This window comes from Pseudomonas fluorescens (assembly GCF_001623525.1).
In the GTDB taxonomy this organism is placed as follows: Bacteria; Pseudomonadota; Gammaproteobacteria; order Pseudomonadales; family Pseudomonadaceae; genus Aquipseudomonas; species Aquipseudomonas fluorescens_Q.
On sequence record NZ_CP015225.1, the window covers coordinates 2,840,421 to 2,866,512 of the forward strand.

Annotated in this window: 13 protein-coding genes; 8 read left to right on the forward strand and 5 right to left on the reverse strand. The window is 63.8% G+C overall.

What is annotated here, in order from left to right; genetic code table 11:
* Positions 1-90 precede the first annotated feature (90 nt).
* Entirely contained in the window at positions 91-903 is an 813-nt protein-coding gene (locus TK06_RS12125; protein WP_063322277.1) for an alpha/beta fold hydrolase, read from the reverse strand.
* Positions 904-1,077: 174 nt separating this feature from the next.
* Here TK06_RS12125 and TK06_RS12130 point away from each other — a divergent pair, with 174 nt between their 5' ends.
* Positions 1,078-1,341, forward strand: coding sequence for a hypothetical protein (locus tag TK06_RS12130; RefSeq protein ID WP_063322278.1), 264 nt, complete (start codon positions 1,078-1,080; stop codon positions 1,339-1,341).
* Positions 1,342-1,439: 98 nt separating this feature from the next.
* Here TK06_RS12130 and TK06_RS12135 read toward each other — a convergent pair whose 3' ends face one another.
* The gene (locus tag TK06_RS12135; protein ID WP_063322279.1) at positions 1,440-14,426 is read right to left on the reverse strand and encodes a non-ribosomal peptide synthetase; all 12,987 of its coding nucleotides are present in this window, start codon (positions 14,424-14,426) and stop codon (positions 1,440-1,442) included.
* A gap of 281 nt (positions 14,427-14,707) precedes the next feature.
* Between TK06_RS12135 and TK06_RS12140 the strand changes: the two genes are divergently transcribed.
* Positions 14,708-15,256, forward strand: coding sequence for an RNA polymerase factor sigma-70 (locus tag TK06_RS12140; protein ID WP_024619408.1), 549 nt, complete (start codon positions 14,708-14,710; stop codon positions 15,254-15,256).
* Positions 15,257-15,396: 140 nt separating this feature from the next.
* Here the strand turns inward: TK06_RS12140 and TK06_RS12145 are convergent, their stop codons facing one another.
* The 3 genes from TK06_RS12145 to TK06_RS12155 form a co-directional block, all read right to left on the reverse strand.
* Positions 15,397-16,410 (reverse strand): GNAT family N-acetyltransferase, encoded by a 1,014-nt coding sequence (locus TK06_RS12145; protein WP_063322280.1) that lies wholly within the window; start codon positions 16,408-16,410, stop codon positions 15,397-15,399.
* Between the two features lie 70 nt (positions 16,411-16,480).
* A complete protein-coding gene (locus TK06_RS12150) occupies positions 16,481-17,257 on the reverse strand; it encodes a substrate-binding periplasmic protein (RefSeq protein WP_063325140.1) in 777 nt (258 codons plus the stop codon).
* A 118-nt stretch (positions 17,258-17,375) separates the two neighbouring features.
* Positions 17,376-18,002 carry a TetR/AcrR family transcriptional regulator gene (locus tag TK06_RS12155; protein ID WP_063322281.1) on the reverse strand — a complete coding sequence of 209 codons (627 nt, stop codon included), beginning with the start codon at positions 18,000-18,002 and terminating at the stop codon, positions 17,376-17,378.
* A gap of 180 nt (positions 18,003-18,182) precedes the next feature.
* On the opposite strand from TK06_RS12155, the gene TK06_RS12160 reads away from it, so the two are divergent.
* The 6 genes from TK06_RS12160 to TK06_RS12185 all read left to right on the forward strand — a co-directional run bounded on the left by TK06_RS12160 (position 18,183) and on the right by TK06_RS12185 (position 26,054).
* Positions 18,183-19,988 (forward strand): acyclic terpene utilization AtuA family protein, encoded by a 1,806-nt coding sequence (locus tag TK06_RS12160; protein ID WP_063322282.1) that lies wholly within the window; start codon positions 18,183-18,185, stop codon positions 19,986-19,988.
* Positions 19,989-20,158: 170 nt separating this feature from the next.
* A complete protein-coding gene (atuC, locus tag TK06_RS12165; RefSeq protein WP_063322283.1) occupies positions 20,159-21,775 on the forward strand; it encodes a geranyl-CoA carboxylase subunit beta in 1,617 nt (538 codons plus the stop codon).
* Positions 21,776-21,808: 33 nt separating this feature from the next.
* Entirely contained in the window at positions 21,809-22,966 is a 1,158-nt protein-coding gene (atuD, locus tag TK06_RS12170; protein WP_063322284.1) for a citronellyl-CoA dehydrogenase, read from the forward strand.
* A 134-nt stretch (positions 22,967-23,100) separates the two neighbouring features.
* The gene (locus TK06_RS12175) at positions 23,101-25,071 is read left to right on the forward strand and encodes an acetyl/propionyl/methylcrotonyl-CoA carboxylase subunit alpha (RefSeq protein WP_063322285.1); all 1,971 of its coding nucleotides are present in this window, start codon (positions 23,101-23,103) and stop codon (positions 25,069-25,071) included.
* 62 nt (positions 25,072-25,133) lie between these two features.
* Entirely contained in the window at positions 25,134-25,676 is a 543-nt protein-coding gene (locus tag TK06_RS12180) for an exonuclease domain-containing protein (protein WP_063322286.1), read from the forward strand.
* 93 nt (positions 25,677-25,769) lie between these two features.
* Positions 25,770-26,054 (forward strand): pyrimidine/purine nucleoside phosphorylase, encoded by a 285-nt coding sequence (locus tag TK06_RS12185; protein ID WP_003183665.1) that lies wholly within the window; start codon positions 25,770-25,772, stop codon positions 26,052-26,054.
* The last annotated feature ends 38 nt before the right edge of the window (positions 26,055-26,092 follow it).

Consider the following 26,092-nt stretch of genomic DNA (forward strand, 5'->3'; position numbering starts at 1 on the left):
TGCTGTCGACTTGGTTTGTCAGGTTCACCGAGGTGTCAGGTTTCAGGGCTGCTTCGCAGCCCAACGGGGATAAATCCCCTCGCCACAATTTCAGTGCTTGCGCGTCAGGAACTTCAGCAACGCCCCGGTCACGAATTCCGGATTCTCCAGATTGGAAATATGCCCCGCGTCCGGAATCACCACGTGGGGGCAACCGATCAGCTCGGCCATTTCCCGCGACTCGGACGGCGGACGCGGTTTGTCCTGGTCGCCGCACATCACCACTGTGCCCTTGGCATCCAGCGCATGCAGGCGCGGCAGGATGTCGTCCCGACCGAAAATGATCCGCCCCAGCGGTACGATGCTGGCGCGCAGGCGATCGCTTGGCAGCGCGGCCAATGTGGCGCGAAACTGCTGGTAGAGCGCCGACTGCGGGTCGATGCCCGGCCGGAAGAAGATCGGCACGATGATGTCCAGCAACGGCTCGGGAATGCTGCCGCTGGCTTCGATCTTGTCGAACAGTGAAAAGTAGTACTGACGGGTCTGTTCTGGCTCGACGCCCACGTAAGTGTCCATCAGCACCAGCGACTGGATCCGCGTGGGCGCCGCCAGCGCCAGCCGCGTCCCCCACATCCCGCCCACCGAAAGCCCCACCAGGTGGAAGCAGTCGATGCTCAAGTAATCCAGCAGCTCCATCATCTGGCGGGCCAGATCGTTCAGCGAACTCATGCCCTCCGGCATTTGCCCCGACTGGCCATGGCCCCAAAGGTCCGGAGCGATCACCCGGTAATGCCTGGACAACACCTCGATCTGCGGCGCCCACATGGCGTGGTCCCACAGATAGCTGCCGCCCAGCAGCACCACCGGGCCCTGACCCTGGTCCAGATAGTAAAGGGGTTGTCCGTCGATCATTGCAATTGGCATCGAGAAACTCCTTGTCTGAATGTGCAAAGCCCCGGCAGCCTGACCCGATAAACGGCCAATCGTCAATCGCCACAGCTATCTCTGCCTGAACGGACCTGTAAAGTCTGACAGTAGATTTGCCGCAGCGCCGGCGATAGCTTGGACACTCGGAACGACAGCGGATGGAGAACCCTCATGACTAAAGCTGAGCTTCAAGCGTTCGCCCAAGAGCAAGTTGATCTCCTGAAGCCCAAGGCTGCCAACACGGACAAACCGTCCGGCCAGCGAGCCAGGGGGAAACTGCAATTCTTCGAGGCGATTCTGGCCGCGTATGACAACTCCCAGACCCCGGAACAGTTCGGTTTGCTGGATGCGGTCAATGACAGCCTCCAGAAGATTGGCGCATTTGCTTCCGGCGTGACCTTTTTCAGTAAACCGGAAGAGTGTTGCAAAAAATAAAGTCATCGCAAGCAAGCTCGCACAGAAGATTCGCGTCGTACACAAACCACTGTGGGAGCGAGCTCGCTCGCGATGAGGTCTTTATAGACGCCGCAAAACTACATGCCTTCCAACTCCGCCATCAAATCATTCAACCGATCCACCTTCTCCTCGGTGATCTCGCTGGCCGCCAGCCCATCGATGTAGTCGGCCAGTTCCTGCACCGTGCTGCATTCGAACATCGCCCGCAGCGGTACGTTGCGTTGCAGGGCCTTTTGCACCCGTGAGGCGATTTGCGTCGCCAGCAAGGAATGCCCACCCAGTTCGAAGAAGTTGTCCCGCACCCCCACCCGCTCGACTTTCAGCACCTGGGCCCAGATGTCTGCCAGGGTCTGCTCCAGTTCATTGCCGGGGGCTTGGTAGTCCTGGCTTTGCAACTGGCCGATCTCCAGGGCCGGCAAGGCCTTGCGGTCGAGCTTGCCGTTGGCGTTGAGCGGCAGGCGCTCGAGCCACAGCCAGTGCAGCGGCACCATGTATTCCGGCAATTCGGCCCGCAGGCGCTGCTTGATGCGTTCCAGGCGTTCGGCGGGTTTGAGCGCCGAGTCGGTGGCAACGAGATAGCCCACCAGATGTTTGCCATTGACGCCCTCCTGCACACCCACCGCCCCATCACGCACTTCCGGCTGTTCATGCAAGCGCGCCTCGATTTCACCCAGCTCGATGCGGTAGCCGCGGATCTTCACCTGATGGTCGATGCGCCCGACGTACTCCAACACCCCATCGCTGCGCCGCCGCGCCAGGTCGCCGGTGCGGTACAGTCGCTCTCCCGGTGCCCCGAACGGGTTCGGCACAAAGACCGGGGCGGTGCGCAGGGGATCGCTGACATAACCGCGGCCAACCCCGATGCCCGCCACGCACAACTCACCCACCGCGCCCAGCGGCACCAGGTCCAGCGCGCCGTCGAGCAGGTACAGACGATTGTTGTCGGTGGGGGTGCCAATCGGCAGATACGTACCACGGGTCGAGGCCAGGTCCACCCGGAAGAACGCCACATCATCGGAGCATTCCGCCGGGCCGTAGGCGTTGACCAGACCGATGTCCGGATAACGCAACAACCACTGGTGGGCCAGTTCCGGCGGCATCGCTTCGCCGGTGGGCAGCATCCAGCGCAAGCCGTCCAGACCGATGCGTTCCTGGGCGAGCATGCCCTGGATCAGCGACGGCACGCTTTCCAGCACGGTGATGCCCTGCTGCTGCACATGCTCCAGCAGCCCTTGCGGGTCGTGGGCGATGGCGTTGGGCACGATGTCGACCCGGGCACCGAACAACGGCGCGGCCAGGAACTGCCAGACCGAAATATCGAAGCTCTGGGACGCCGTCTGGGCAATCACATCCACCTCGCTCAGCGCCAGGTACGGCACTTTGCTCAGTTGGTTATTGAGCATCCCTCGCTGCTCCACCATCACGCCTTTGGGCAGGCCGGTGGAACCGGAGGTGTAGATCACGTAGGCGAGGTTATCCGGCCCGCTGTAGACCCCTGGGTTTTCCAGCGAAAGAGCGCTGGCCTGGACGGCTTCCCACACCAGCAACTTCGGTCGTCCGGAGCAGGCGAACTCGTCCAGCAACGCCTGGGCCTGGGCCTGGCAGGCCTGGGTGCAAACCAGTAACGGCGTGCGACTCAATTCGATGATGCGGCCCAGGCGCTGGCTCGGCAGGCCGGGATCCAGCGGCAGGTAGCCGGCACCGGCCTTGAAGCTGCCGACGATCATGCCCAGCAACTCGGCATCCCGCTCGGCCAGCAGCGCTACGGGCTGATCCAGGCCGACACCGGCAGCGATCAGGGCGTGGCCGAGGCGGTTGCTGCGTGCATTCAGCTCGGCGTAGCTGTAGCTCGTGTCCAGGCAACTGACCGCAGGGCGGTGGGGATGAGCCGCGACCCGCGCCTCGAACAGCTCGACGTAGCTCTGTTCCAACGGATAGGCATGTTCGCTCTGGTTGCAGCCTTCAATCAGGAAATCCTGCTCTTGGGCACCGATCAGCGGCAACTCGCTCATGTCACCGTGCAAGCCCTCCATCAGCGCCAGCAGCAGCCGCTTGAACTCACTCAGCAAGCCCTGGACGGTGGCTTCATCGAAGTAGCGCTGGTCGTACGAAAGGTGCAGCCCCAGGTCATCGCCCGGGTAGCAGACCGCCGTCAGCGGGAAGTTGGTGTGGGTGCGGCCCGAGTCCGAAGTGGCGTTGAGGCTTTGGGCGCGGTCCAGCACCGAGACCTCCACGGGCGCATTCTCGAACACGAACAAACTGTCGAACAGCGGCTGGCCCTTGGGCAGTTCGCTGGCCTCCTGGATGCTCACCAGCGGCAGGTATTCGTATTCGCGCAGTTGCATATTGTGGTCCAGCAAATCGCTGAGCCACTGGCGCACGCTGCAACGTTGATGGTCCTCGGGCATCTGCACGCGCAAAGCGATGCTATTGATGAACAGCCCCACAGTGCGTTGCATCTGCGGCAGCTCTACCGGGCGCCCGGCCACGGTGACGCCGAACAGCACGTCGCGGTCGCCGCTGACCCGCCGCAGCACCAGGGCCCACGCCGCTTGGGCGAAGGTGTTGACCGTCAGTTGATGGGCCTGGGCCAGTTCCCGCAGCCGTGCTCCGTCCCGGGCATCGAGACGGGTGTAGCAGTCGCCGACGATCATGCCGCCGCTGTCACCGGCGTGCTCGCGCAGGAACGGCCGGTCGCCAGGGATCGGCGTGGTCCGCTCGAAACCTTGCAGGTTGCGCTGCCACCACTGGCGGGCTTCGGCCAGGCTCTGGTGCTGCAACCAGCCGATGTAGTCGCGATAGCGCGGCGGCACGGTCAACTGCGGTTCGCGGTTTTCACCCAGGGCGGTGTAGATCTCGAAGAAGTCATCCATCAGCAGCGAACGGCACCAGGCATCGATGAGGATGTGGTGGTTACTCATCATGAACCAGTAGCGTGCCGCGCCGACCCGAATCAGCCGCAGATGGAATGGCGCCTGGTTCAACAGATCGAAACCGGCCTCGCGTTCGTTCTTGAGCAGTGCCTGGAGCTTGGCTTCCTGGGCGTCTTCGGGCACCTCGGACCAGTCGAGATAATCCACCGGCGTGCTGCCGGGCCGGTGGATAATTTGCAGCATGTCTTCGCCAACGTTCCAGCAGAACGACGCGCGCAAGGCTTCGTGACGGGCGATAACCGCCTGCCAGGCCTGGGCAAAACGCTGCGGGTCCAGTTCGCTGTTGATGCGGTAGCGATCCTGCATGTAGTACAGGCCCGTGCCCGGTTCCAGCAAGGTGTGCAGAAGCATGCCTTCCTGCATCGGCGTCAGCGGGTAGACGTCCTCGATCTGCCCGGCCGGCACCGGCAGGCTGTCGAGCTGGCCCTGGGTCAGCTTCGCCAAGGGGAAGTCCGATGGTGTCAGGCCGCCCGCCTCGTCTGTCAGGCAGTGCTCGATCAGGCGTTGCAACTCATCGAGGTAGGCACCGGCCAGGGTCGCGATGGCCTGACGATCATGCCGTTCGCGGCTGAACGTCCAGCGCAGCAGCAACTCGCCACCGCTGACCTGGCTGTCGACACTCAGCTCATTGGGCAGCGGCGCGTCGGGATCGTGGATCGCCCCCAACGGCGCATCCAGCGGCTGGAACAGCGCATCATGACCCAAGGTCTGGTCAAGCTGGCCCAGGTAGTTGAAGGTGATCGCCGCATGCGGCAGGTTGGCCATCGTCTGGCGAGTCGCGGCGTCGGCCAGGTAGCGCAATACGCCATGGCCGAGGCCCTTGTGGGGCACTGCGCGCAATTGTTCCTTGATGGCCTTGATAGACGCTCCGAAGCCTTCGGTCGCTGGGCTCAGGCGCACGGGATAGACGCTGGTGAACCAGCCGACGGTGCGGGTGAGGTCAATGTCGTCGAACAGCGCTTCGCGGCCGTGGCCTTCAAGCTGGACCAGGGTCGAGGCATGGCCGCTCCAGCGGCACAGCACACGGGCCAGGGCGGTAAGCAGCAGGTCGTTGACTTGGGTGCGGTAGGCGCTCGGCGCCTGTTGCAACAGTTGCCGGGTGCGCTCGGCGTCCAGGCGTACGCTGACAGTTTCAGCATGACGCTCCAGGAGCCCGCCCTCGGGATTCGCGCACGGCAGCGGCACCTGCGCGCCGCTCAACTGTGCTTGCCACCACGCCAGTTCTTCGCGCAGAGATTCGCTGCCGGCGTAAGCCTGCAAGCGCGCGGCCCAGTCCCGCATTGGGCTGGTCTTGGCTGACAATTGCGCCGCCTGCCCGATGGCGAGCGGGCGGTAGACGGTTTGCAAATCGTCCATCAACACCCGCCACGACACACCGTCGACCACCAGGTGATGGATGACGATCAGCAACCGTTGCTGGCCGTCGGGGAACTGCGCCAGCACTGCGCGCAGCAATGGCCCGGTGGCCAGATTGAAACGGCTCTGCGTCTCGGCAAACAACGCTTCGCAATCCTGCGCGGTGTCCACGGACACGTGCCGCAACAGCGCCGCGTCAGACAACGGCTGGTGCTCGGCCTGCCAGTGCCCGGTGCTTTCGTCGAAGCCCAGGCGCAAGGCATCATGGTGCTGGAGGAGGCTGCGCAGTGCCTGTTCCAGCGGTTGCGGCGCCAGCGCCGTAGTCGGCTCCAGCACCAGCGCCTGATTCCAGTGATGCCGGTTGGGGATCGGGCGCTCGAAGAACCAGTGCTGGATCGGCGTCAGCCCGGACTCACCCTGCAACAGGCCCTGCTCGGCAAGCACCTGCTGGCTGCGCGTGGCAACCGCGGCCAAAGTCTGCACGGTCTGGTGCTGGAACAAGTCCCGGGGGGTGAAATGAATGCCCTGCTGCCGAGCGCGGCTGACCACCTGGATGGACAGGATCGAATCGCCGCCCAGCTCGAAGAAATTATCGTTGAGGCCCACCTGCGTCACGTTCAGCACGTCGCACCAGATCGCCGCCAAGGTCTGTTCCAGGGCATTGCTCGGCGCCACGTAGTGTTGGCGATTGAGTTCGGGATCGGGCATCGGCAAGGCGCGGCGGTCGAGCTTGCCGTTGGCGGTCAGCGGCATGCTCGCCAGCAGGATCAGGTGCGTGGGCACCATGTAGTCCGGCAACTGGGCCTTGAGGTGGTTTTTCAAGGCGTCGCGCAGGGCCGCTTGTCGCCCGTCGTCCTGGCTGGCGACGTCGCTCACCAGATAGCCGGCCAGTTGCTTGCCCCCCGGCGTGTCGAGGGCCAGTACCACGGCCTCGCGCACCGCGTCATGTTCCAGCAAACGGGTTTCGATTTCCCCCAGCTCGATACGGAAGCCGCGGATTTTCACCTGATGGTCGATCCGTCCCAGGTACTCCACCAGCCCATCGGCACGCTGGCGCACCAGGTCGCCGGTGCGATACAGGCGCCCACCGTCGGTGGCGAACGGGTCGGCGACGAAACGCTCGGCGGTCATCCCCGGACGCTGGTGATAACCCTGGGCCAGACCGGCGCCACCCACATACAACTCACCGGTGGCGCCTGGCGGCACCAACGCCAGGTCGGCGTCGAGGATGTACGCCATGCGGGCGCCAATCACGCTGCCAATCGGCACACTGGCCGCGCCCTCCTCCAATTGCTCGGGGGCCAGGCTCGCCAGAGGCATGACCACGGTTTCGGTCGGACCATAGGCATTGAAGAACAGGCTCGGGTTGAACGCCGCGCGAATGCGCTGCAAATGCTCGCCCGTCAGGGCTTCGCCACCGGTGATGCACATGCGCACCGGCAGGGTCTGTCCCTGCGTCGCCAGCCACTGCGCCAGCTGGCTGCCGTAGCTGGGGGTGAAGCCAAGAATGTTGATGCGATGCTGGCGAATCAGCCCGCAGATTTCCTCGGCGTCCCATTGGCCCTGGGCCCGCAGCACCACGTGGGCGCCACTGAGCAATGGCACCAGCAGACGTTCAGTGGCCGCATCGAAGTTGATGGAATAGAAATGCAGCTCGCAATCGTCCGGGCGCATGCCGAAACGCTGGATCACTGCCTGGCAATGCATGGCGATTTCACCATGGGACACCACCACGCCCTTGGGCTTGCCGGTGGAGCCGGAGGTGTAGATCAGGTAGGCCTGGTGTTGCGGCAGGTTGATCAGCGGCAGCGCGTGATCCGGGTACTGCGCCAAGGCCGGCGAATCATCTTCCAGGCACCAGCAGCCCACGCCGTCGGGCAATGCACCGAGGGCCTGGAGCATCGCCCGGTCGCTGAGCAACAGGCTGATGCCACTGTCTTCGATCATGTAGTGCAGGCGATCCAGCGGGTATTCCGGATCCAGCGGCACATAGGCACCGCCGGCCTTGAGAATCGCCAGCAGGCCAATGACCATTTCCAGCGAACGCTCCAGGGCCAGGCCCACCCGCACCTGCGGCCCGACGCCCCGCTCGCGCAGCATCCAGGCCAGACGATTGGCACTGCTGTCCAGTTGCGCATACGTCAGGGTCTGCCCGGCAAAAGTCAGGGCCGGCGCATCGGGACGCATCCGCGCCTGTTCGTCGAACAACTCATGGAGGCATCGATCCAGGTGATGCTCACCAGGCTCGACGCCCAGGCTGTCGAGCAGTTGTTGCTGCTCGCGGGTGTCCAGCAACGGCAGTTCGCTCAGGCGTCGGGCCGGATCGTCCAGCAACGCTTCCAGCAGATTGCGCCAGTGCCCGGCCATGCGCGCGATGCGTGGTTCGTCGAACAGGTCGGTGCTGTAGGTCAGGCAGCAACCCAGGCGCTGGTCCAGGTCGGTGACTTCCAGGTTGAGGTCGAACTTGGTGGCCCGGGCGTCGTTGACCAGGTATTCCACCGTCATGCCGGCCAACGTGCGGCTCTGCTGGAATTCCCAGCGCTGCACGTTGCACATCACCTGGAACAACGGGTTGTAGGCCGCACTGCGCGGCGGTTGCAGGGCTTCCACCAGATGATCGAACGGCAAATCCTGGTGGGACTGGCCTTCGATGACGGTGTGGCGCACCTGTTCGAACAGCTCGCCCACCGACATCTGCCCGTCGAGCTGGCAACGCAACACTTGGGTGTTGAGGAACGCACCGATCAGCCCTTCGCTTTCCGGGCGGATGCGGTTCGCCACCGGCGCGCCGATGCGCAAGTCGGTCTGGCCGCTGTAGCGGTAGAGCAACACGGCCAGGGCGGCGGTCATGGTCATGAACAGGGTCAGGCCCTGTTGCGCGTTGAAGGCACGGACCCGCGCCGCCAAATCATCGCTGAGGTCGAAACGGAACAGTTCACCGCGATGGCTTTGCACCGACGGACGCGGGCGATCGCCGGGCAGCTCCAGCAGCGGATGTTCGCGACCCAGTTGCGTGGTCCAGTAGTCCAACTGCCGTTGACGCTCGCCGGACTCCAACCACTGACGCTGCCAGACACTGTAGTCCAGGTACTGCACCGGCAAGGGTTCCAGGGGCGATTCGCGATCGTCAATAAAGGCTTCGTACAGCGCGCTCAGTTCACGGGCAAAAATGTCCATCGCCCAGCCTTCGGTGACGATGTGGTGCAGCGTCAGCACAAAGTAATGCTCATGCTCGGCGGTCTTGACCAGGCAGGCCCGCAGCAGCGGTCCGGTTTCCAGGTCGAAGGGCTTGTGGGCCTCGCTGTCGGCCAGTTGCTGCACCCGCTGTTCGCGGACATCAAAGGCCAGCATCGAGAAGTCCTTCCAGTCCATGCGCAGGCCCGTCTCGCCGTGCACCTGCTGGTGGGCCACGCCGTCAACGCTCGGGAACGTGGTGCGCAGGGTTTCGTGGCGCAGGATCAACGCCTGCAAGGCCGCCTCGAAGCGCCCGACATCCAGCACCCCGCGCAGGCGCGCCATGCCACCGACGTTGTAGGCCGGGCTGTCCGGCTCCATCTGCCAGAGGAACCACATGCGCTGCTGGGAGTAGGACAGCGGCACCGGTTGGCTGCGGTCAACCTTCTCGATCGGTGGCTGGCGGTTGGCCTGGCCGCTGGCCTGGATCAAGCGCACCTGTTCGGCGAAGGCCCCCAGCTCACTGGCCTCGAACAAAGTGCGCAGCGGCAGTTCGACATCGCAGGTTTGGCGGGTGCGGGAAATGATCTGGGTCGCCAGCAGCGAATGACCGCCGAGCGCAAAGAAATCGTCCCGCAGGCCAATGCGCGCAAGGCCCAGCACCTGGCGCCAGATGCCGGCGATTTGTTGCTCGAGGACGCTGGCCGGCTCGACGTGCTCGCGCACCTGCCACTGCGGCTCGGGCAAGGCGCGGCGATCGAGCTTGCCGCTCGGGCTCAAAGGCATGACGTCCAGGCGCAGCAGTTGGGCGGGCACCATGTAATCCGGCAGTTCGGCGGCCAGGGCGGCCTTGAGCCGGGTGTTCAATTCATCCTGGCCTTGGGCGACCTCCGGCGCGGTGTAGTAACCGATCAACTGCGGGCCGGCCGAGGTGTTGCGCACCAGCACCGCGACCTGGGCGACGCCGTCCTGGGCCAGCAGGCGCGCTTCGATTTCCTGTGGCTCGACCCGAAAACCGCGCAGCTTGACCTGCTGGTCGAGGCGGCCAAGGTACTCGATCACGCCGTCGGCGTTCCAACGCGCACGGTCACCGGTACGGTATAACCGCGCACCGGCCTGTCCCAATGGGTCGGCAACAAAACGCTCGGCGCTCAGGCCCGGACGCCCTAGGTAACCCCGGGCCAGGCCCAGGCCGCCAATGCACAGCTCGCCTGGCACGCCGGCCGGCACGGGATTGAGGTCGCTGTCGAGTACCCGGCACAGGACGTTGCCCAAGGGCCGGCCGATCGGCGAGCGCTCGCCATCGGCCTCGGTGCAATGCCAATGGGTGACGTTGATCGCGGTTTCGGTCGGGCCGTAGCGGTTGTGTAATTGCACTGACGGCAGTTGCGCCAACACCCGGTTGCGCAGTTCGGCGGGCAAGGCCTCGCCACCAGAGAACAGCCGGCGCAGGCTGGTGCAGCGGGCGCTCAGTGGTTCATCGACAAACAGGCTGAGCAGCGGCGGTACGAAGTGCAGCGTGGTGACGCCAAACTGCTGCACCAACTGGGCGATGCGGTGCGGGTCACGGTGCTCACCGGGGCCAGCCAGCACCAGTTGACTGCCGGTGATCAGCGGCCAGAAGCATTCCCAGACCGACACGTCGAAACTGATGGGGGCCTTTTGCATCAGCACATCGATGGCATCCAGCCCATAGGTCGCTTGCATCCATTGCAGGCGCTCAGCCAAAGCCGCGTGGGTATTGCCGACGCCCTTGGGCTGGCCGGTGGAGCCGGAGGTGTAGATCACGTAGGCCAGGTGGTCGCCGTGCAGATGCAGACCCGGCGGGTTGCTCGGCCATTGTTCCAGGTGCAGGGCGTCCATGGCGATGACACTGACGCCGTCGCAAGCTGGCAAACGTTCGAGCAGCGCGGTTTGGGTCAGCAGCAAGTCGACGCCGCTGTCGTCGAGCATGTAGGCCAGGCGTTCGGCCGGGTAGTCCGCGTCCAGCGGCACATAGGCACCGCCGGCCTTGATGATGGCCAGCACACCGATGAGCAACTGCGGCGAACGCTCGGCGGCAATCGCTACGCACACGTCCGGGCCCACGCCCTTGTCCCGCAGGTAATGGGCCAGGCGATTGGCCTGGGCGTGCAGCTCGGCATAATCGAGTTGACCACCGTCCCAGCGCAGGGCGATCCGTTGCGGCGTGTTGCGGGCCTGCTCGTTCAACAACTCCGGCAGCCATTGGCTGGCCGGCGCGCATGGGGCCGCGCTCCACTGCTGCTGTTGGCTGTGTTCATCGGCGGTCAATAACGGTACATCGCCGATGGCTTGCTGCGGACCGGCACAGACCGCCCGTAACAGATTGCCGTAATGCGTTGCCAACCGCTCGATGGTCGCCGCCTCGAACAGTTCGTCGGCGTAGTCGAACGACAGGGTCAACCGGCCATTGCGGTCTTCTTCGCTGTGCAATTGCAGGTCGAACTTGGCTTCGCGGCTATGCCACGGCAACTCCTCGGCCAGCAGCCCCGGCAGACGGCGCAAGGCACTCAGGTCACGCTGCTGGTGGTTGAACATCACTTGGAACAGGCCTTGCTCGCGCGCCTCGGGAATCGCTTCGAGCAGTTGTTCGAATGGCAAGTCCTGGTGGGCCTGGGCCCCGAGCGTGGCTTCCCGGGCCTGGGCCAGCAACGCGGCAAACGGTTGACGGGAATCGACCTGCCCGCGCAGCACCTGGGTGTTGATGAAAAAGCCGATCAGCCCCTGGGTTTCCAGGCGCGGACGGTTGGCGTTGGGCACGCCAATGCGAATGTCGGATTGCCCGGTGTAACGCTGCAACAGCGCCTGGAAAGCCGCCAGCAACAGCATGAACGGCGTCGCGTCATGGGCCTGGGCCACGTGGCGCAGGGCCTCGCCGAGGTCCTTGTCCAGGCGCAGGCTGTGCCGCGCGGCGCTGCGCTGGCGTTGCGCGCTGCGTGGGTGATCCGTGCCCAGCACCAGGGCCGATTGTTCAGCGCCCAGTTGCTGCTTCCAGTAGCTCAGTTGGCGCTCGGCCTCGCCCTGGGCGAGCCATTGGCGTTGCCAACTGCCGTAGTCGGCGTATTGCAACGGCAATGGCGCCAGTTCAGCAACCTGGCCTTGGGAGGCGGCGGCGTACAAGCGGGAGAATTCTTCGATCAAGACACTCATCGACCAGCCGTCGGCGATGATGTGGTGCAACGTCACCAGCAGTTGGTGATCATCCTCGTCGAGGCGCAACAGGGTGACCCGCAGCAGCGGCCCTTTCTCCAGATCGAACGGCGTGGCCGCTTCGTCTTCTCGAACCTGCCGCGCCCGGGCTTCGCGCGAGTCGGCAGGCAGGTCGCCGAGGTCGATGACATGCAGCTTGAATTCCCCTGCTGGATCGATCTGTTGCAGCGCCACGCCATCGCGCTCCAGGAACCGCGTGCGCAGGGACTCATGACGCTCGATCAGTTGCTGGAAACTGGTGCGCAACGCGTCTTCGTCCAGCTCGCCGCGCAGGTGCAAGGCGCCGGGAATATTGTAGGCATGGCTCGTCGGGTCAAGCCGCCAGGTAATCCACAAACGGTTCTGGGCCAGGGATTGCGGCAACGCTTCGTCCCGCGACAATGCGCTGATCGCTCCTTGAGGCTGGCCGCCGTCCTGTTGCTGGTTCGCCACCGCTTCGGCGAACGCGGCCAGGGTCGGGGCTTCGAACAGCAGGCGCAGGTTCAGTTCCAGCCCCAGGATCTCCCGTAGTCGTGCGATCATCTGGGTGGCGGCGATGGAATTACCGCCCAACAGGAAGAAGTGATCGTCAGCCTGGACTTGTTCGACCTGCAGCTGCTCCCGCCAGATTTGGCCGATGAGCGTTTGCAGCTCGGAGGACGGCGCAGACTCATCAGCGTCTTCTACCTCGGCTGACGGGAACTGTGCATAACTGTCCAAGCTGCCGTCGGCCAATCGACTGCGGCACGCCGAGCGCTGCAACTTGCCGCTGGAGGTCTTGGGCAACGCGCCGGGATTGAGCAGCGCCACCACGCTCGGGGCTTGCTGGCAGGCCTCGGCCACGGCTTGGCGAATGGCTTTGATCAAGGCTTCGGGCGGCAAGATTTTCTGCACGCTGCGGCTGATTTCCGCGGCGATGCCGATGCCTTCCTCGCCACCATCGTTGACCGCGAACGCGGCCACGCGCCCCTTGCGCACCACCTCCACTTCGCGCTCGATGGCTTGCTCGATGTCCTGGGGATAGAGGTTATGCCCGCGCACGATCAACAGGTCTTTCAAGCGACCGGTGATGAACAGCTCACCGTCGCGCAGGAAACCCAGGTCGCCGGTACGCAGCCAGGTCCGGCCATCGTGCTGGACAAAGGTCTTGGCGCTGGCTTCGGGGTTGCGCCAATAGCCCAGGGCGATGCTCGGGCCGGCAGCCCAGACTTCACCGACCTGATTGTCGGCCAACGGCTGCGCCGTAGCGGGCTCGACGATCAGCACCGCGTGCCCGGGCTGACTGACACCGCAACTCATCACCGCACTGCCCTGCCCCGGCTCGGCTCGGTTTTGCGCCAGTGCCGCATCATCCACCCGCAGCGAAGGAATGCCGTGGCGGCGTGGCGTGCCGGCGACGAACAGGGTCGCTTCGGCCAGGCCGTAGGAGGCCATGAAATTGTCCGGCGTGAAACCGCACGGGGCGAACTTCTCGGCAAAACGTTCCAGGGTGTCGAGGCGGATCGGCTCGGAACCGGAATAGGCCACGCGCCAGCCGCTCAGGTCGAGACGCTGCAGGGCCGAGTCACTGACCCGTTCGCTGCACAGCCGATAGGCGAAGTCCGGGCCACCGCTGATGGTGCCGCCGTATTCGCTGATCGCTTCGAGCCAACGCAGGGGGCGGGCCAGGAAGTAGGCCGGCGACATCAGTACGCACGGGACGCCGCTGAACACCGGCTGCAGCAAACCGCCGATCAAGCCCATGTCGTGGTACAGCGGTAGCCAACTGACGATGACGTCATCAGGGTTCAGGTCGATGCCAAAGCCATGGCGGATCAGCAACTCGTTTGCCACCAGGTTGCCGTGGCTGACCTGCACACCCTTGGGCAACGCGGTGGAGCCGGAGGTGTATTGCAGGAAGGCAATGTCATCGTCCTGCAGCGTCGGCATCCGCCATTGCCCGGCACGGGACGGGTCGAGGGTATCGACACACAACACCGGCGGCGCCGATTCGATGGCTTGCAACGGCTCGCGCAGATCACTGCGGGTGAGCAACAGGCGCGGTTCGGCGTCGGCAATGATCGACAGCAAGCGCTCTTGATGATGACGACGGGTGGACTCCGGCGGATAGGCCGGCACGGCAATCACCCCGGCATAGAGGCAACCAAAGAACGCCGCGACGTAGTCAGGGCCGCTGGGGAACAGCAGCACGGCGCGATCACCCAGCGCGGCCTCGGCCTGCAAAGCGGCGGCGATAGTCCGGGCACGCAAGTCCAGGTCGCGATAACTCAACACCACACCCTGCCCGGGGGTGTCGGCAAGGAAGCGCAGGGCCACCCGGTCCGGCGTCAACGCGGCGCGGCGCTGGAGGGCATGAGCCAGGGTGCTGGGGAGTTCGAACGCGTCGGTCATGGGGGTTTCCTGCCTGAATTCGGCTTGCAAGTTGTCCCCCATGGAACGGATAACCGCGGCAAATAATTAGTCGGGCAGCCGACTCACCGAGGCCTGCTGCGAAGCAGCCAGCTGCCAGGCACCGCGGCAATGGGTCGCGGTGCCGAGGCTGGACTTTATTGCATCAATAATTCTTCTTCTCAATTGACAATCATTATCATTAAGCCTAATTTGGCGCTCGATGTGTAGGACGGGTCCGGCATCCGGACGTCCTGCTAACTTTTTGCAGCAAGGTGAATTCCATGACGGAACAAGTATCCACAAGCAGGTGCGACTCACCGTTACTCCAGGCATTCGTGGACAACCGATTGATCCTGGTCAAGATCGCGGCACGCATTACCGGCTGCCGATCCCGCGCGGAGGACGTGGTGCAGGACGCATTTTTCCGGCTGCAATCGGCGCCCCAGATCACCTCCTCGTTCAAGGCGCAGCTCAGCTATCTGTTCCAGATCGTGCGCAACCTGGCGATCGACCACTACCGCAAGCAGGCGCTGGAACAGAAATACTCGGGGCCGGAAGAGGAAGGGTTGAACGTGGTGATCCAGGGTGCTTCGCCAGAAACCTCCCATATCAACTTTTCCACGCTGGAACACATCGCCGACGCGCTGACCGAACTGCCCAGCCGCACCCGCTATGCGTTCGAGATGTATCGCCTGCATGGCGTGCCACAGAAGGACATCGCCAAGGAACTGGGGGTCTCGCCGACCCTGGTGAACTTCATGATCCGCGATGCCCTGGTGCATTGCCGCAAGGTGTCGGGGGTTCGCGGGGATACCTTCGCCCGGCGGTGATTTTGCAGTGGCTTTGCTGGCCCCATCGCGAGCAAGCTCGCTCCCACAAGGGATTTGGGTGTTCACAACGTTGGTGTTCACCACAAATCCCTGTGGGAGCGAGCTTGCCCGCGATGGCGGCCTGATGACCGCCCCTACCCTTACATCAACCCACACCGATCAAAAAACCGCTCACGCCCCAGGATCATCAGCGCCGCGCGTTTGTGAGGGAAATCAAATTCCTTTTCACAGTGGAAACACTGGTTGTGCAGGTGCCCGATCATCCGGGCATTGTCGGCCCGGGGCTCGGCGACCACGCGCTGGGTGCGCGGATCGTCCAGGAACAGGTAATGCACCAGCGCCGACAGCCAACTGGCCACCTTGTGCGGCCCTCGGTGTTGCTCTTCACCCACCAACATGTGGATGCCGCGATCGTAGTTGCCGGCGTCATAGAACGGCGCGATCCGATCTTCCTTGGCCCAATAGGCTTCGAAATAAGCGAACGGCTGGTCATCGAAACAGCCGATCAAGGTCAAGACCCGGGGATCGGCCTGCAGCTTGCCCAGGTACTGGCGATGCTGTTCCAGGCTGCCCTCCTCCTGCCAGAAGCTCGCCACCCGCGGGCTGTTCTGCCAGCGGTTGAAACGTTCCAAATCCTGCTCGATTTCCAGGGTGCGCAAGGACACCCAGGCCCCCAGCCGCGCATCGAAACGCCGATACACTTCGCCACGGGGTTTGATGGGCCGACGTGGATGGCGGCGGCCATCGGTGATGACCATCTGTTGCGGGTAACTGCCGTTGAACGACTCCCCCAGCCAGGGCTGCGGTAATTGCCAGAACATTGTGCGCTCGCAAAAGTACTCACCGGCACGTTCAGTGGCCGTCAACAAACCGCTGAGCAAGGCTTCGCCGGGGCGCTCGTCGAGGTGCCAGGTCAAGCGCTGGCAGTCGGGATGGTGAGCAAACAGCCAATAGCAGGCCGCCCATAGCGCCGGGCCTACTGGTCGGTCGTTGATCTCCTGCAAGTGCACGTGCAGCTCGGGACCGCGCGCAAGGCGCAGCCGGATCAGCGGCGCACCTTCGAGCATCAGGCTCAGGTGGCGTTCGGTTTCATCGGCGCCGAGGCGACGGCCGCCGGGCAAGGGCAACGTCGTCGGGTGGTTGAGGTTGGACATGGGAGCGGCTCGCGTATTCGTCGGTAGTCAACGTGTGACGTGAGCCGGGGCGGGAAATTTAGTGTCGCCCTCAGTGGGAATGCGTGGAGACCAGCTGGATCTGATAGGGCTGGAAAATCTTCAGCATCTGACCGTTATCCCGCAGCGTTTGCAGCAACTGTGCGAACGCTTCACTGGAAATGGGCGCCTGTGGCCGAATCAGCGCGTAATGGTGGTAAACCTGATCGATGCGCTCAGACACCAGCAATTGCGGGCCGACTTCGGGATTGCGCAGCACGTAATCATTGAGGTACGAACGGGTCACCAGGGCGATATCCGCGCGCCCGCGCAGGACCATCAGCAGATTGCTGTCGTGGGAATACGTCAGCGTGGCGTTGTATTGACCGGCGAGAAACTTGGGGTCGGCGTTGAATTCGGCAAAGGCGTAGTGATAACCGCTGAACAACGCCAGGCGCTTGCCCCTGAGGTCGGCGAAATAACTTTGCTGGCGTTCCGGCTGGCGCTGGGCGACGAAGACTTCCGCATCTTCCAGGCCCATGTCCACCGACGTGTGCGGCACCTCCTGCCAACCCCATTCGGGATTCTCGAAAATCGCCATGTCGACCCGGCCCTGCTTGAAATCATTGAAGCGACGCGGGATCGATGTCGGCACCAGCACGAACTGATAGTCGGTTTGCGCCTGGTTCAAGGCCTCCACCATTTGCGGCAGCAGGCCGGTGTCGGCGCCGTTCTCAGGACGAACGGTATAAGGCGGAAAATGCGCCGCACCGATCCGTACCAGTTGCGCTGCCTCGGTCGGCAACACCAGGAAAACGGCCAGAGCAGCCAGCACCAGACGCGAGGTCATCCCCATCGGCGAAAACGTCAAGATAACCCACTCCCCAAAAGTCCCCATCAATAACAATCAAGCTAGGCGGTTTCAGTCACTTAGCCAGCCACGCACGGTCATTTAAGGTATTGCTCGATTATTGTTTTTCTTCAAGCACCAGGATCAGGGCTTGCTCGGCCAGCTCATCGAGGCTCAGGCTGCCTTCGGCGCGAAACCAGGTGGTGGTCCAGGACAACGCTCCCGTGAGGAACCGCCGGGTAATGAACACGTCACCGCGAATATACCCGGCCTCCTTGGCCTGGCCCAGGACCTCGAGCCACAAGTCTTCATAAATATCACGCAGGGCCAGCACGTGCCGCTGCCCTTCCTGCGATAACGAACGCCATTCATAGACCAGCACCGCCATGGCCTCGCCGGTACCGCCCATGATCGACTGCAATTCGCAGCGGATCAGCGCCAATACCCGCTCACGCACACTGTCGGCCTCGGCCAGGGCTGCGCGCATCAATGCGGTGTTGTAACGGATGGTTTCTTCCATCACCGCCCGCAGGATGTCGTCCTTGCTCTTGAAATGGTGAAAAATGCTGCCCGACTGAATGCCCACGGCACTGGCCAGGTCACGCACCGTGGTGCGCTCGAAGCCTTTGTTGCGAAACAGGTGGGCGGCGGTCTGGAGCAGTTTGCCGCGCGCACTGTCCGGGTCGGTCAGTTGCCCGTTGTCGACCAGCTCCCGCATCACGCCCAGGGCTTTTTGCTCGTCCACCCATTCTCTCCTACAGTCGATCAACCAACGCGCGAGCAATTGCACACCAAACCATCAGTGGCGCGGGCAATTTAAGCTGACCGAGGCAACCAAGCAAGCGCTCGGCCAGAAGAACCAGCGGTCGTTTACAAACCAAGCGCTTGCTTGGTAGTCTCGAACCACCTTTGCCGGAGGGACGCCATGCCCAAAACGATCCGTATCGGTTGTGCCAGCGCCTTCTGGGGCGATACCTGTACTGCGGCGGCGCAACTGGTCGAGGGCGGGGCGCTGGATTACCTGGTGTTCGACTACCTGGCCGAGGTGACGATGTCGATCATGGCCGGGGCGCGGCTGAAGGATGCTTCGAGCGGCTACGCCACGGACTTCATCGAGGTCCTCACACCGTTGCTACAGCGTTTGCATGACAACGGGATCCGTGTCATCAGCAACGCCGGCGGGGTCAATCCCCGGGCCTGTGCGAAGGCCCTGCAAGCGGCCTGCGACCAGCGGGGCGTGCCGTTGAAGATCGCCGTGCTGCTGGGCGATGACCTGCAACCGCAATTCGAACGGCTCGCCGCCCAGGGCATTCGCGAAATGTTCAGTGGCGAACCCCTGCCCTGCGCGTGCGTGTCCATCAACGCCTACCTCGGCGCCCCCGGCATCGTCGAGGCGTTGCGCCTGGGGGCCGATGTGGTGATCACCGGTCGCGTGGTGGACAGCGCCGTGGTCAGCGCCGCCCTGGTGCATGAATTCGACTGGGCCTGGGACGATTACGACCGATTGGCCCAGGCCGCACTGGCGGGGCACCTGATCGAGTGCGGCGCCCAGTGCACGGGCGGCAACTTCACCGACTGGCAGCAAGTGCCGGATTACGAGCACATCGGCTTTCCCATCGTCGAGGTCAGCGCCGACGGCCAATTCACGGTCACCAAAGCCGAAGGCAGCGGCGGATTGGTCACGCCATTGACCGTCGGCGAGCAGTTGCTCTACGAAATCGGCGACCCGCAAGGCTATCTATTGCCGGACGTGATCTGTGATTTCAGCCAGGTCAGGTTGATCCAGCAAGGCAAGCACGCCGTGCGCGTCCACGGTGCCAAGGGCTTGCCGCCCACCGATCAATACAAGGTCAGCGCCACCTGGCCGGACGGCTGGCGCTGCACCGCCACCTGCCTGATCGCCGGCATTGATGCGGTGGCCAAGGCCGAACGCGTCAGCCAGGCAATCGTCGCCAAGACCTCACAGATTTTCAGCCAACGAGGCTGGTCGCCCTACAGCGAAGTGAACATCGAACTGCTGGGCAGCGAAGCCACTTACGGCCAGCACAGTCAGCGCCGGGACAGTCGTGAGGTGGTGATCAAGCTGGCGGTTCGGCACCCGGAGAAACAGCCGCTGGTGCTGTTTTCCAGGGAAATCGCCCAAGCCGCCACCGGCATGGCGCCAGGGCTGACAGGGCTGGTCGGCGGCCGGCCGACGGTGTCGCCGTTGATTCGCCTGTTCTCGTTCCTGATCGACAAGGCCACCTGCCGGCTCGAGATTGAACTCGACGGCCAGCGTCACCCTTGCCCCCTGCCCGCTTTCAAACCGCTGCACACCATCGATCTGCCCGTCGCCCCGGACCTGCCCAAAGCCCAGGGCCGGGCCGACGCCAGCGTGCCACTGATCAAACTGGCGGTGGCGCGCTCCGGCGACAAGGGCAACCACAGCAACATCGGCGTGATCGCCCGGGAACCCGAATACCTGCCCTGGATCGCCGAGGCGCTGACCCCGGAGGTGATGGTCGATTGGATGAGCCACGTGCTCGACCCACTGCTGGGCCGGGTCGAACGCTGGTACCTGCCGGGCACCCACAGTTTGAATTTCCTGCTGGAAAACGCCCTCGGCGGGGGCGGTGTCGCCAGTCTGCGCATCGATCCCCAGGGCAAGGCGTTCGCCCAACAGTTGCTGGAGATCCAGATACCGGTGCCGCAGCACATTGCCGACCGGGTCGGCCAGGGAGAGTCGCCATGACCCGTGCCGCTCGGTCAAGCACATGCCCAGCAGCTTTTGTGTGGCGAGGGAGCTTGCTCCCGCTGGGTTGCGCAGCGACCCCGCTTTTTGCGATTGCTGCGCAATCGAGCGGGAGCAAGCTCCCTCGCCACAGAGTTGTGCGCTAATCCGTTCGAGCAAGAGGAATCTGCATGCCAGTCATCGAATCGCACCTTGACCCGCACTGCGCTGACTTCACGCGCAACCACGCGGCGATGCTGGCCGGTGTCGAACAGCTGCGCCAGCTCGAACAGGCCGTGCTGGAGAAAGCCGCCCAGGCCCAGGGCAAGTTCGACCAGCGCGGCCAACTGATGCCGCGCCAGCGCCTGAACCTGCTGCTGGACCCTGGCGCGCCGTTCCTCGAACTGGCGAGCCTGGCCGGCTACAAACTCCATGACGACAAGGACGGTAGCCAGGCCGGCGGCGGCCTGATCGCCGGGATCGGCTACGTGTCCGGGGTGCGGGTGCTGGTGGTGGCCAACAACAGCGCAATCAAGGGCGGCACGATTTCCCCCAGCGGCTTGTACAAGACCCTGCGCCTGCAACAGATCGCCATGGAAAACAAACTGCCGGTCATCACCCTCGCCGAAAGTGGCGGTGCCAATCTCAATTACGCCGCGCAGATATTCGTCGAAGGCGCACGCTGCTTCGCCAACCAGGCACGCATGTCGGCCATGGGCCTGCCACAGATCACCGTGGTGCATGGCTCGGCCACCGCAGGCGGGGCTTATCAGCCAGGGTTGTCGGATTACGTGGTGGTGGTGCGCGACAAGGCCCGCTTGTTCCTGGCCGGGCCGCCGTTACTCAAGGCCGCGACCGGCGAAGTGGCCAGCGAGGAGGAATTGGGCGGTGCACAGATGCATGCGCAGGTGGCGGGCACCGCCGAATACCTGGCGGAGAACGACGCCGACGGCGTGCGCCTGGCCCGGGAGATTCTCAGCCTGCTGCCCTGGAATGCACAACTGCCACCGCAGCCCGAACGAAGCTGGACGGAACCGCTCTACCCTGCCGACGAATTATTGGGACTGGTCCCCGACGACCCGAAGACACCCTATGACGTGCAGGAAATCATCGCCCGCATCGCCGACGGCTCGAATTTCCTGGCCTTCAAAAGCGAGTTCGATGCCCAGACGATTTGCGGTCACCTGCACATTCGCGGCCATGCCTGCGGCCTGATCGGCAACAACGGCCCCATCACGCCGCAAGGCGCCAGCAAGGCCGCCCAGTTCATCCAATTGTGCGACCAGAGCCGCACGCCGTTACTGTTTTTGCACAACACCACCGGGTTCATGGTCGGCACCGAGTCGGAGCGACAAGGGGTGATCAAGCACGGTGCCAAGATGATCCAGGCCGTGGCCAATGCCCGAGTGCCCAAGCTGACCGTCGTGGTGGGCGGCTCCTACGGCGCCGGCAATTACGCCATGTGCGGCCGTGGGCTGGACCCACGCTTCATCTTCGCCTGGCCCAACAGCCATACGGCGGTGATGGGCGGTGCCCAGGCCGGCAAGGTCCTGCGCATGGTCACCGAGGCCACGCAGATCAAGAACGGCCTGACCCCCGACCCGAAGGTGCTGGACCTGCTCGAACAAACCACCGCGCAGAAACTCGACAGCCAGTCCACCGCCCTCTACGGCAGCGCCAGCCTGTGGGACGACGGGCTCATCGATCCGCGCGACACGCGCACTTTGCTGGGCTACCTGCTGGACATCTGTCACGAGGCTGAGCAGCGGCCACTGCAAGCCAACAGCTTCGGCGTGGCCCGTTTCTGAGGACGCTCCACGGCTCACAGGAGAACACTGAAAATGATCTTCACCCCGGAACACGAAGCACTGCGGCGCACCGTTCGCCAGTTTGTCGAGCATGACATCAACCCTTACGTCGACGAATGGGAGAAAGCCGGGCGTTTTCCCATCCACGAGGTTTTCCGCAAGGCCGGCGAGCTGGGCCTGCTGGGCATTTCCAAACCAGCGGCCTTCGGCGGCATGGGCCTGGACTACAGCTATTCGATCGTCGCGGCCGAGGAATTCGGCACCATTCATTGCGGCGGCGTGCCCATGTCCATCGGCGTGCAGACCGACATGTGCACCCCGGCCCTGGCCCGCTTCGGCTCCGATGAGTTGCGTGAAGCCTTCCTGCGCCCGGCCATCCGCGGCGAACAGGTGGGCTGCATCGGCGTCTCGGAGGTGGGCGCCGGCTCCGACGTCGCCGGCCTCAAGACCACCGCGCGCAAGGACGGCGACGACTACGTCATCAGTGGCAGCAAGATGTGGATCACCAATGCGCCAAGCGCTGACTTCATCTGCCTGTTGGCGAATACCTCGGACGACAAGCCCCACGTCAACAAATCGCTGATCATGGTGCCGATGCACAGCCCCGGCATCAGCCTTGGCCAGCACCTGGACAAACTCGGCATGCGCAGCTCGGAAACCGCCCAGGTGTTTTTCGACGACGTGCGGGTGCCACAACGCAATCGCATCGGCCAGGAGGGCGCCGGGTTCATGATGCAGATGCTGCAATTCCAGGAAGAACGCCTGTTCGGCGCGGCCAACATGCTCAAGGGCCTGGAGCATTGCATCGACAGCACCATCGAGTACTGCAAGGAACGCAAGACCTTCGGCGCGCCCCTGATCGACAACCAGGTGATCCACTTTCGCCTGGCGGAACTGGCCAGCGAGATCGAATGCCTGCGGGCGCTGGTCTACCAGGCCACCGAGCAGTACATCAACGGCCAGGACGTCACGCGACTGGCGTCGATGGCCAAGCTCAAGGCCGGACGCCTGGCCCGGGAAACCACCGACAGTTGCCTGCAATACTGGGGCGGCATGGGCTTCATGTGGGACAACCCGGTCGCCCGGGCCTATCGCGACGTGCGGCTGGTGTCCATCGGTGCCGGTGCGGACGAGATCATGCTGGGCATCATCTGCAAACTCATGGGGATTTTGCCGGGAAAGAAAAACTGAGTGCATCACCTGCCAGAGCGCCATCGCGAGCACGCTTTGCTCCCACAATGCCCAGTGAGTGCATTCGCCTGTGGGAGCAGAGCTTGCTCGCGATGAGGCCCATACAGACACCGCAAGACGCCAGGAATGAACCCATGCCCGCCTTCAGCAAAATCCTCATCGCCAACCGCGGCGAAATCGCCTGTCGCATCCAGCGCACCGCCCAAGCCCTGGGTTATCGCACGGTAGCGGTGTTCAGCGAGGCTGACGCCGACGCGCTGCATGTGCGCATGGCCGATGAAGCGGTGTTGATCGGCCCAGCCGCGGCGCAGCAGTCCTACCTCAACCCCTCGGCCATTCTCGATGCAGCCCGGCGCTGCGGAGCCGATGCGATCCATCCCGGCTACGGCTTCCTTTCGGAAAATGCCGGGTTCGCCAAGGCCTGCGAAGCGGCCGACATCGTGTTCATCGGCCCCAGCCCCGAGGCCATCGACCTGATGGGCAGCAAGCGCCGGGCAAAAATCGCCATGATTGAAGCCGGCGTTCCCTGCATCGCCGGTTACCAGGGCGCCGCCCAGGACGACGACACGCTGCAGCGCGAAGCCGGGCGTATCGGCTACCCGTTGATGATCAAGGCCAGCGCCGGCGGCGGAGGTCGAGGCATGCGCCTGGTCCAGCGGGCCGAGGACCTGCTGGAGCAGTTGCGCGGCGCGCGCTCGGAGGCCCTGCACGGTTTTGGCAGCGACGAGTTGATCCTCGAACAGGCGTTGATCGATCCGCGGCATGTGGAAGTGCAGATCTTCGGCGACCATCACGGTCAGCTGATCCACCTGGGCGAACGGGACTGCTCGATCCAGCGGCGCCACCAGAAAGTCATCGAGGAAGCGCCCTGCCCGGTCATGACCACCGACCTGCGCCGGGCCATGGGTGACGCGGCACTCAAGGCCGCACGCGCAGTGAATTATGTCGGGGCCGGGACCGTGGAGTTCCTGCTCGCTGCGGACGGTCGGTTTTACTTCCTGGAGATGAACACGCGCCTGCAGGTCGAACACCCAGTCACCGAGTTGATCACCGGCCTGGATCTGGTGGCCTGGCAATTGGACGTCGCCGCCGGCAGGTCGCTGCCCCTGCGCCAGGAGCAGGTGACGCTAAGCGGCCATGCCATGCAGGTGCGGCTGTACGCCGAGGACCCGGCGGCGGATTTTCTGCCCCAGACCGGGCGGCTGATCGGTTGGGAGCCGCCCTCGCAGGACGGCGTGCGAATCGACCATGGCCTGCTGGAGGGCCAAGCCATCACCCCGTTTTACGACTCGATGCTGGGCAAGCTCATCGTCCACGGCGCCACTCGCGAGGAGGCCCGACGCAAATTGTTGCGAGCGGTGGAAGATTGCGTCCTGCTTGGCGTCCAGAGCAACCAGCGGCTGCTCACCGGGTTGCTGGCACATCCGCGGTTCATCGACGGTGACTTCGGCAACGGATTCATCGGGCAACACTTTGCCGATCATGCGGCGCTCCGGCCCCTTGAGCCTTCTGCCGAACAACTCGCCATCGCCACGGCGGCGTTTTATCAGGCTTCGCAGGCGCGACATGCTCAGGGCCTGGGCGGATGGCGCAACAGCATCGGCGTGGTGCTGCATTACCGGATCGGTGTCGGGGAGCACGACTGGACGCTGAGCCTGGTGGCCGAAGCCGACGGCACATTCAATATCCGCAGTGCCGGGCGCTTGATCGAACTGAGGTTGCTCGACGCTGCCCCCCATGGCGCAACGCTGGTGATCGATGGGATTCGCCGGCGGCATGCGTGGCGCCTCGATGGCAACGATCTCTGGCTGTTCACCTGCCCTGGCGGCCTGCACCTGCAAGATCGGACCCTGGCCCCCATCGCCGCCAAGACCAGCGCCAGCGACGGCACGCTCAAGGCGCCAATGGACGGCGCCATTGTCGAGCTGCGGGTCCGCGAAGGCAGCACCGTGCACCAAGGCCAGTTGCTCATGGTGCTTGAGGCCATGAAAATGGAGCACCCACTCAAGGCCGGCGTCGACGGCGTGGTCACGCATTTGCAGGTCGCGCGGGGTGACCAGGTGAAAAAACGCCAGGTTTTGTTGCGCGTTGAAACGGCCCACTAGTCGGATGCCGAGGGTTTGACTACGCTCAAACCCATCAGCACGCCGATACCGGGAACCCTGCAATGCCTCACTGGCTGGTGATTGATCTGGAGGCCACCACCGATGAAGGTGGCTGGCCGGTAACCGAAATGGAAATTATCGAAATCGGCGCCACGCTGGTGAATCGTGACGGCCGCGAAGTGGATCATTTCCAGCGCTTCGTGCGGCCCCTGAGGCGACCGCTGCTGACGCCCTTCTGTCGCGAACTGACCCACATCACCCAGGCCAATATCGACAGTGCCGCACCCTTGACCGAGGTCTGGCCGGTGTTCGAGCGCTGGCTGGCGCCGTATCAGTCGAAGCTGGAAAGCTGGGTCAGTTGGGGCGATTACGACCGCAAGCAACTGCTTCAGGAATGGCAGCACCAGCAATTGCACAGTGTCCTCGGCCAGGTGCCGCACATGAACCTCAAGCAACGCTTCGCCAAGGCCCGTCGACTGGAGCGACCGCTGGGGCTCAATGGCGCGCTGCAACTGGCGGGCCTGCAATTCTGCGGTCAACAGCACCGAGCGCTGGAAGATGCCCGCAACACCGCGCGGTTGTTGCCGCTGGTGCTTCCGGGTTGAGCGGCAGCCACCTCCCAGCGCGGCAGATGACGAATGTTGCGGCCTTGTGCATACTGGCCGGCCTTTTTCAGCCCCTTTTTCGAGGAATCGCCCATGTTTAAAGTCAACGAGTACTTCGACGGCACCGTCAAGTCGATCGCTTTTGGCACTGCCGAAGGCCCTGCGACCATCGGCGTCATGGCACCGGGCGAATATGAGTTCGGCACGGCCCAACGGGAAATCATGCACGTGGTCTCCGGCGCCCTGACCGTGAAGCTGCCTGACAGCACCGACTGGGAAACCTTCGCGGCCGGCAGCCAGTTCAATGTTCCGGCCAACAGCAAATTCCAGCTCAAAGTGGCCGTCGACACCGCTTACCTGTGTGAATACCGCGGCTGATTCGGCGCAATACAAAGCGGGGAGCACAGTTACCCCTG

Excerpts from the sequence above, each read along its gene's own strand:
- TK06_RS12125 (WP_063322277.1), bottom strand. The coding sequence starts at position 903 with ATGCCAATTGCAATGATCGACGGACAACCCCTTTACTATCTGGACCAG.
- TK06_RS12130 (WP_063322278.1), top strand. The coding sequence starts at position 1,078 with ATGACTAAAGCTGAGCTTCAAGCGTTCGCCCAAGAGCAAGTTGATCTC.
- TK06_RS12135 (WP_063322279.1), bottom strand. The coding sequence starts at position 14,426 with ATGACCGACGCGTTCGAACTCCCCAGCACCCTGGCTCATGCCCTCCAG.
- TK06_RS12140 (WP_024619408.1), top strand. The coding sequence starts at position 14,708 with ATGACGGAACAAGTATCCACAAGCAGGTGCGACTCACCGTTACTCCAG.
- TK06_RS12145 (WP_063322280.1), bottom strand. The coding sequence starts at position 16,410 with ATGTCCAACCTCAACCACCCGACGACGTTGCCCTTGCCCGGCGGCCGT.
- TK06_RS12150 (WP_063325140.1), bottom strand. The coding sequence starts at position 17,257 with ATGACCTCGCGTCTGGTGCTGGCTGCTCTGGCCGTTTTCCTGGTGTTG.
- TK06_RS12160 (WP_063322282.1), top strand. The coding sequence starts at position 18,183 with ATGCCCAAAACGATCCGTATCGGTTGTGCCAGCGCCTTCTGGGGCGAT.
- atuC (WP_063322283.1), top strand. The coding sequence starts at position 20,159 with ATGCCAGTCATCGAATCGCACCTTGACCCGCACTGCGCTGACTTCACG.
- atuD (WP_063322284.1), top strand. The coding sequence starts at position 21,809 with ATGATCTTCACCCCGGAACACGAAGCACTGCGGCGCACCGTTCGCCAG.
- TK06_RS12175 (WP_063322285.1), top strand. The coding sequence starts at position 23,101 with ATGCCCGCCTTCAGCAAAATCCTCATCGCCAACCGCGGCGAAATCGCC.
- TK06_RS12180 (WP_063322286.1), top strand. The coding sequence starts at position 25,134 with ATGCCTCACTGGCTGGTGATTGATCTGGAGGCCACCACCGATGAAGGT.
- TK06_RS12185 (WP_003183665.1), top strand. The coding sequence starts at position 25,770 with ATGTTTAAAGTCAACGAGTACTTCGACGGCACCGTCAAGTCGATCGCT.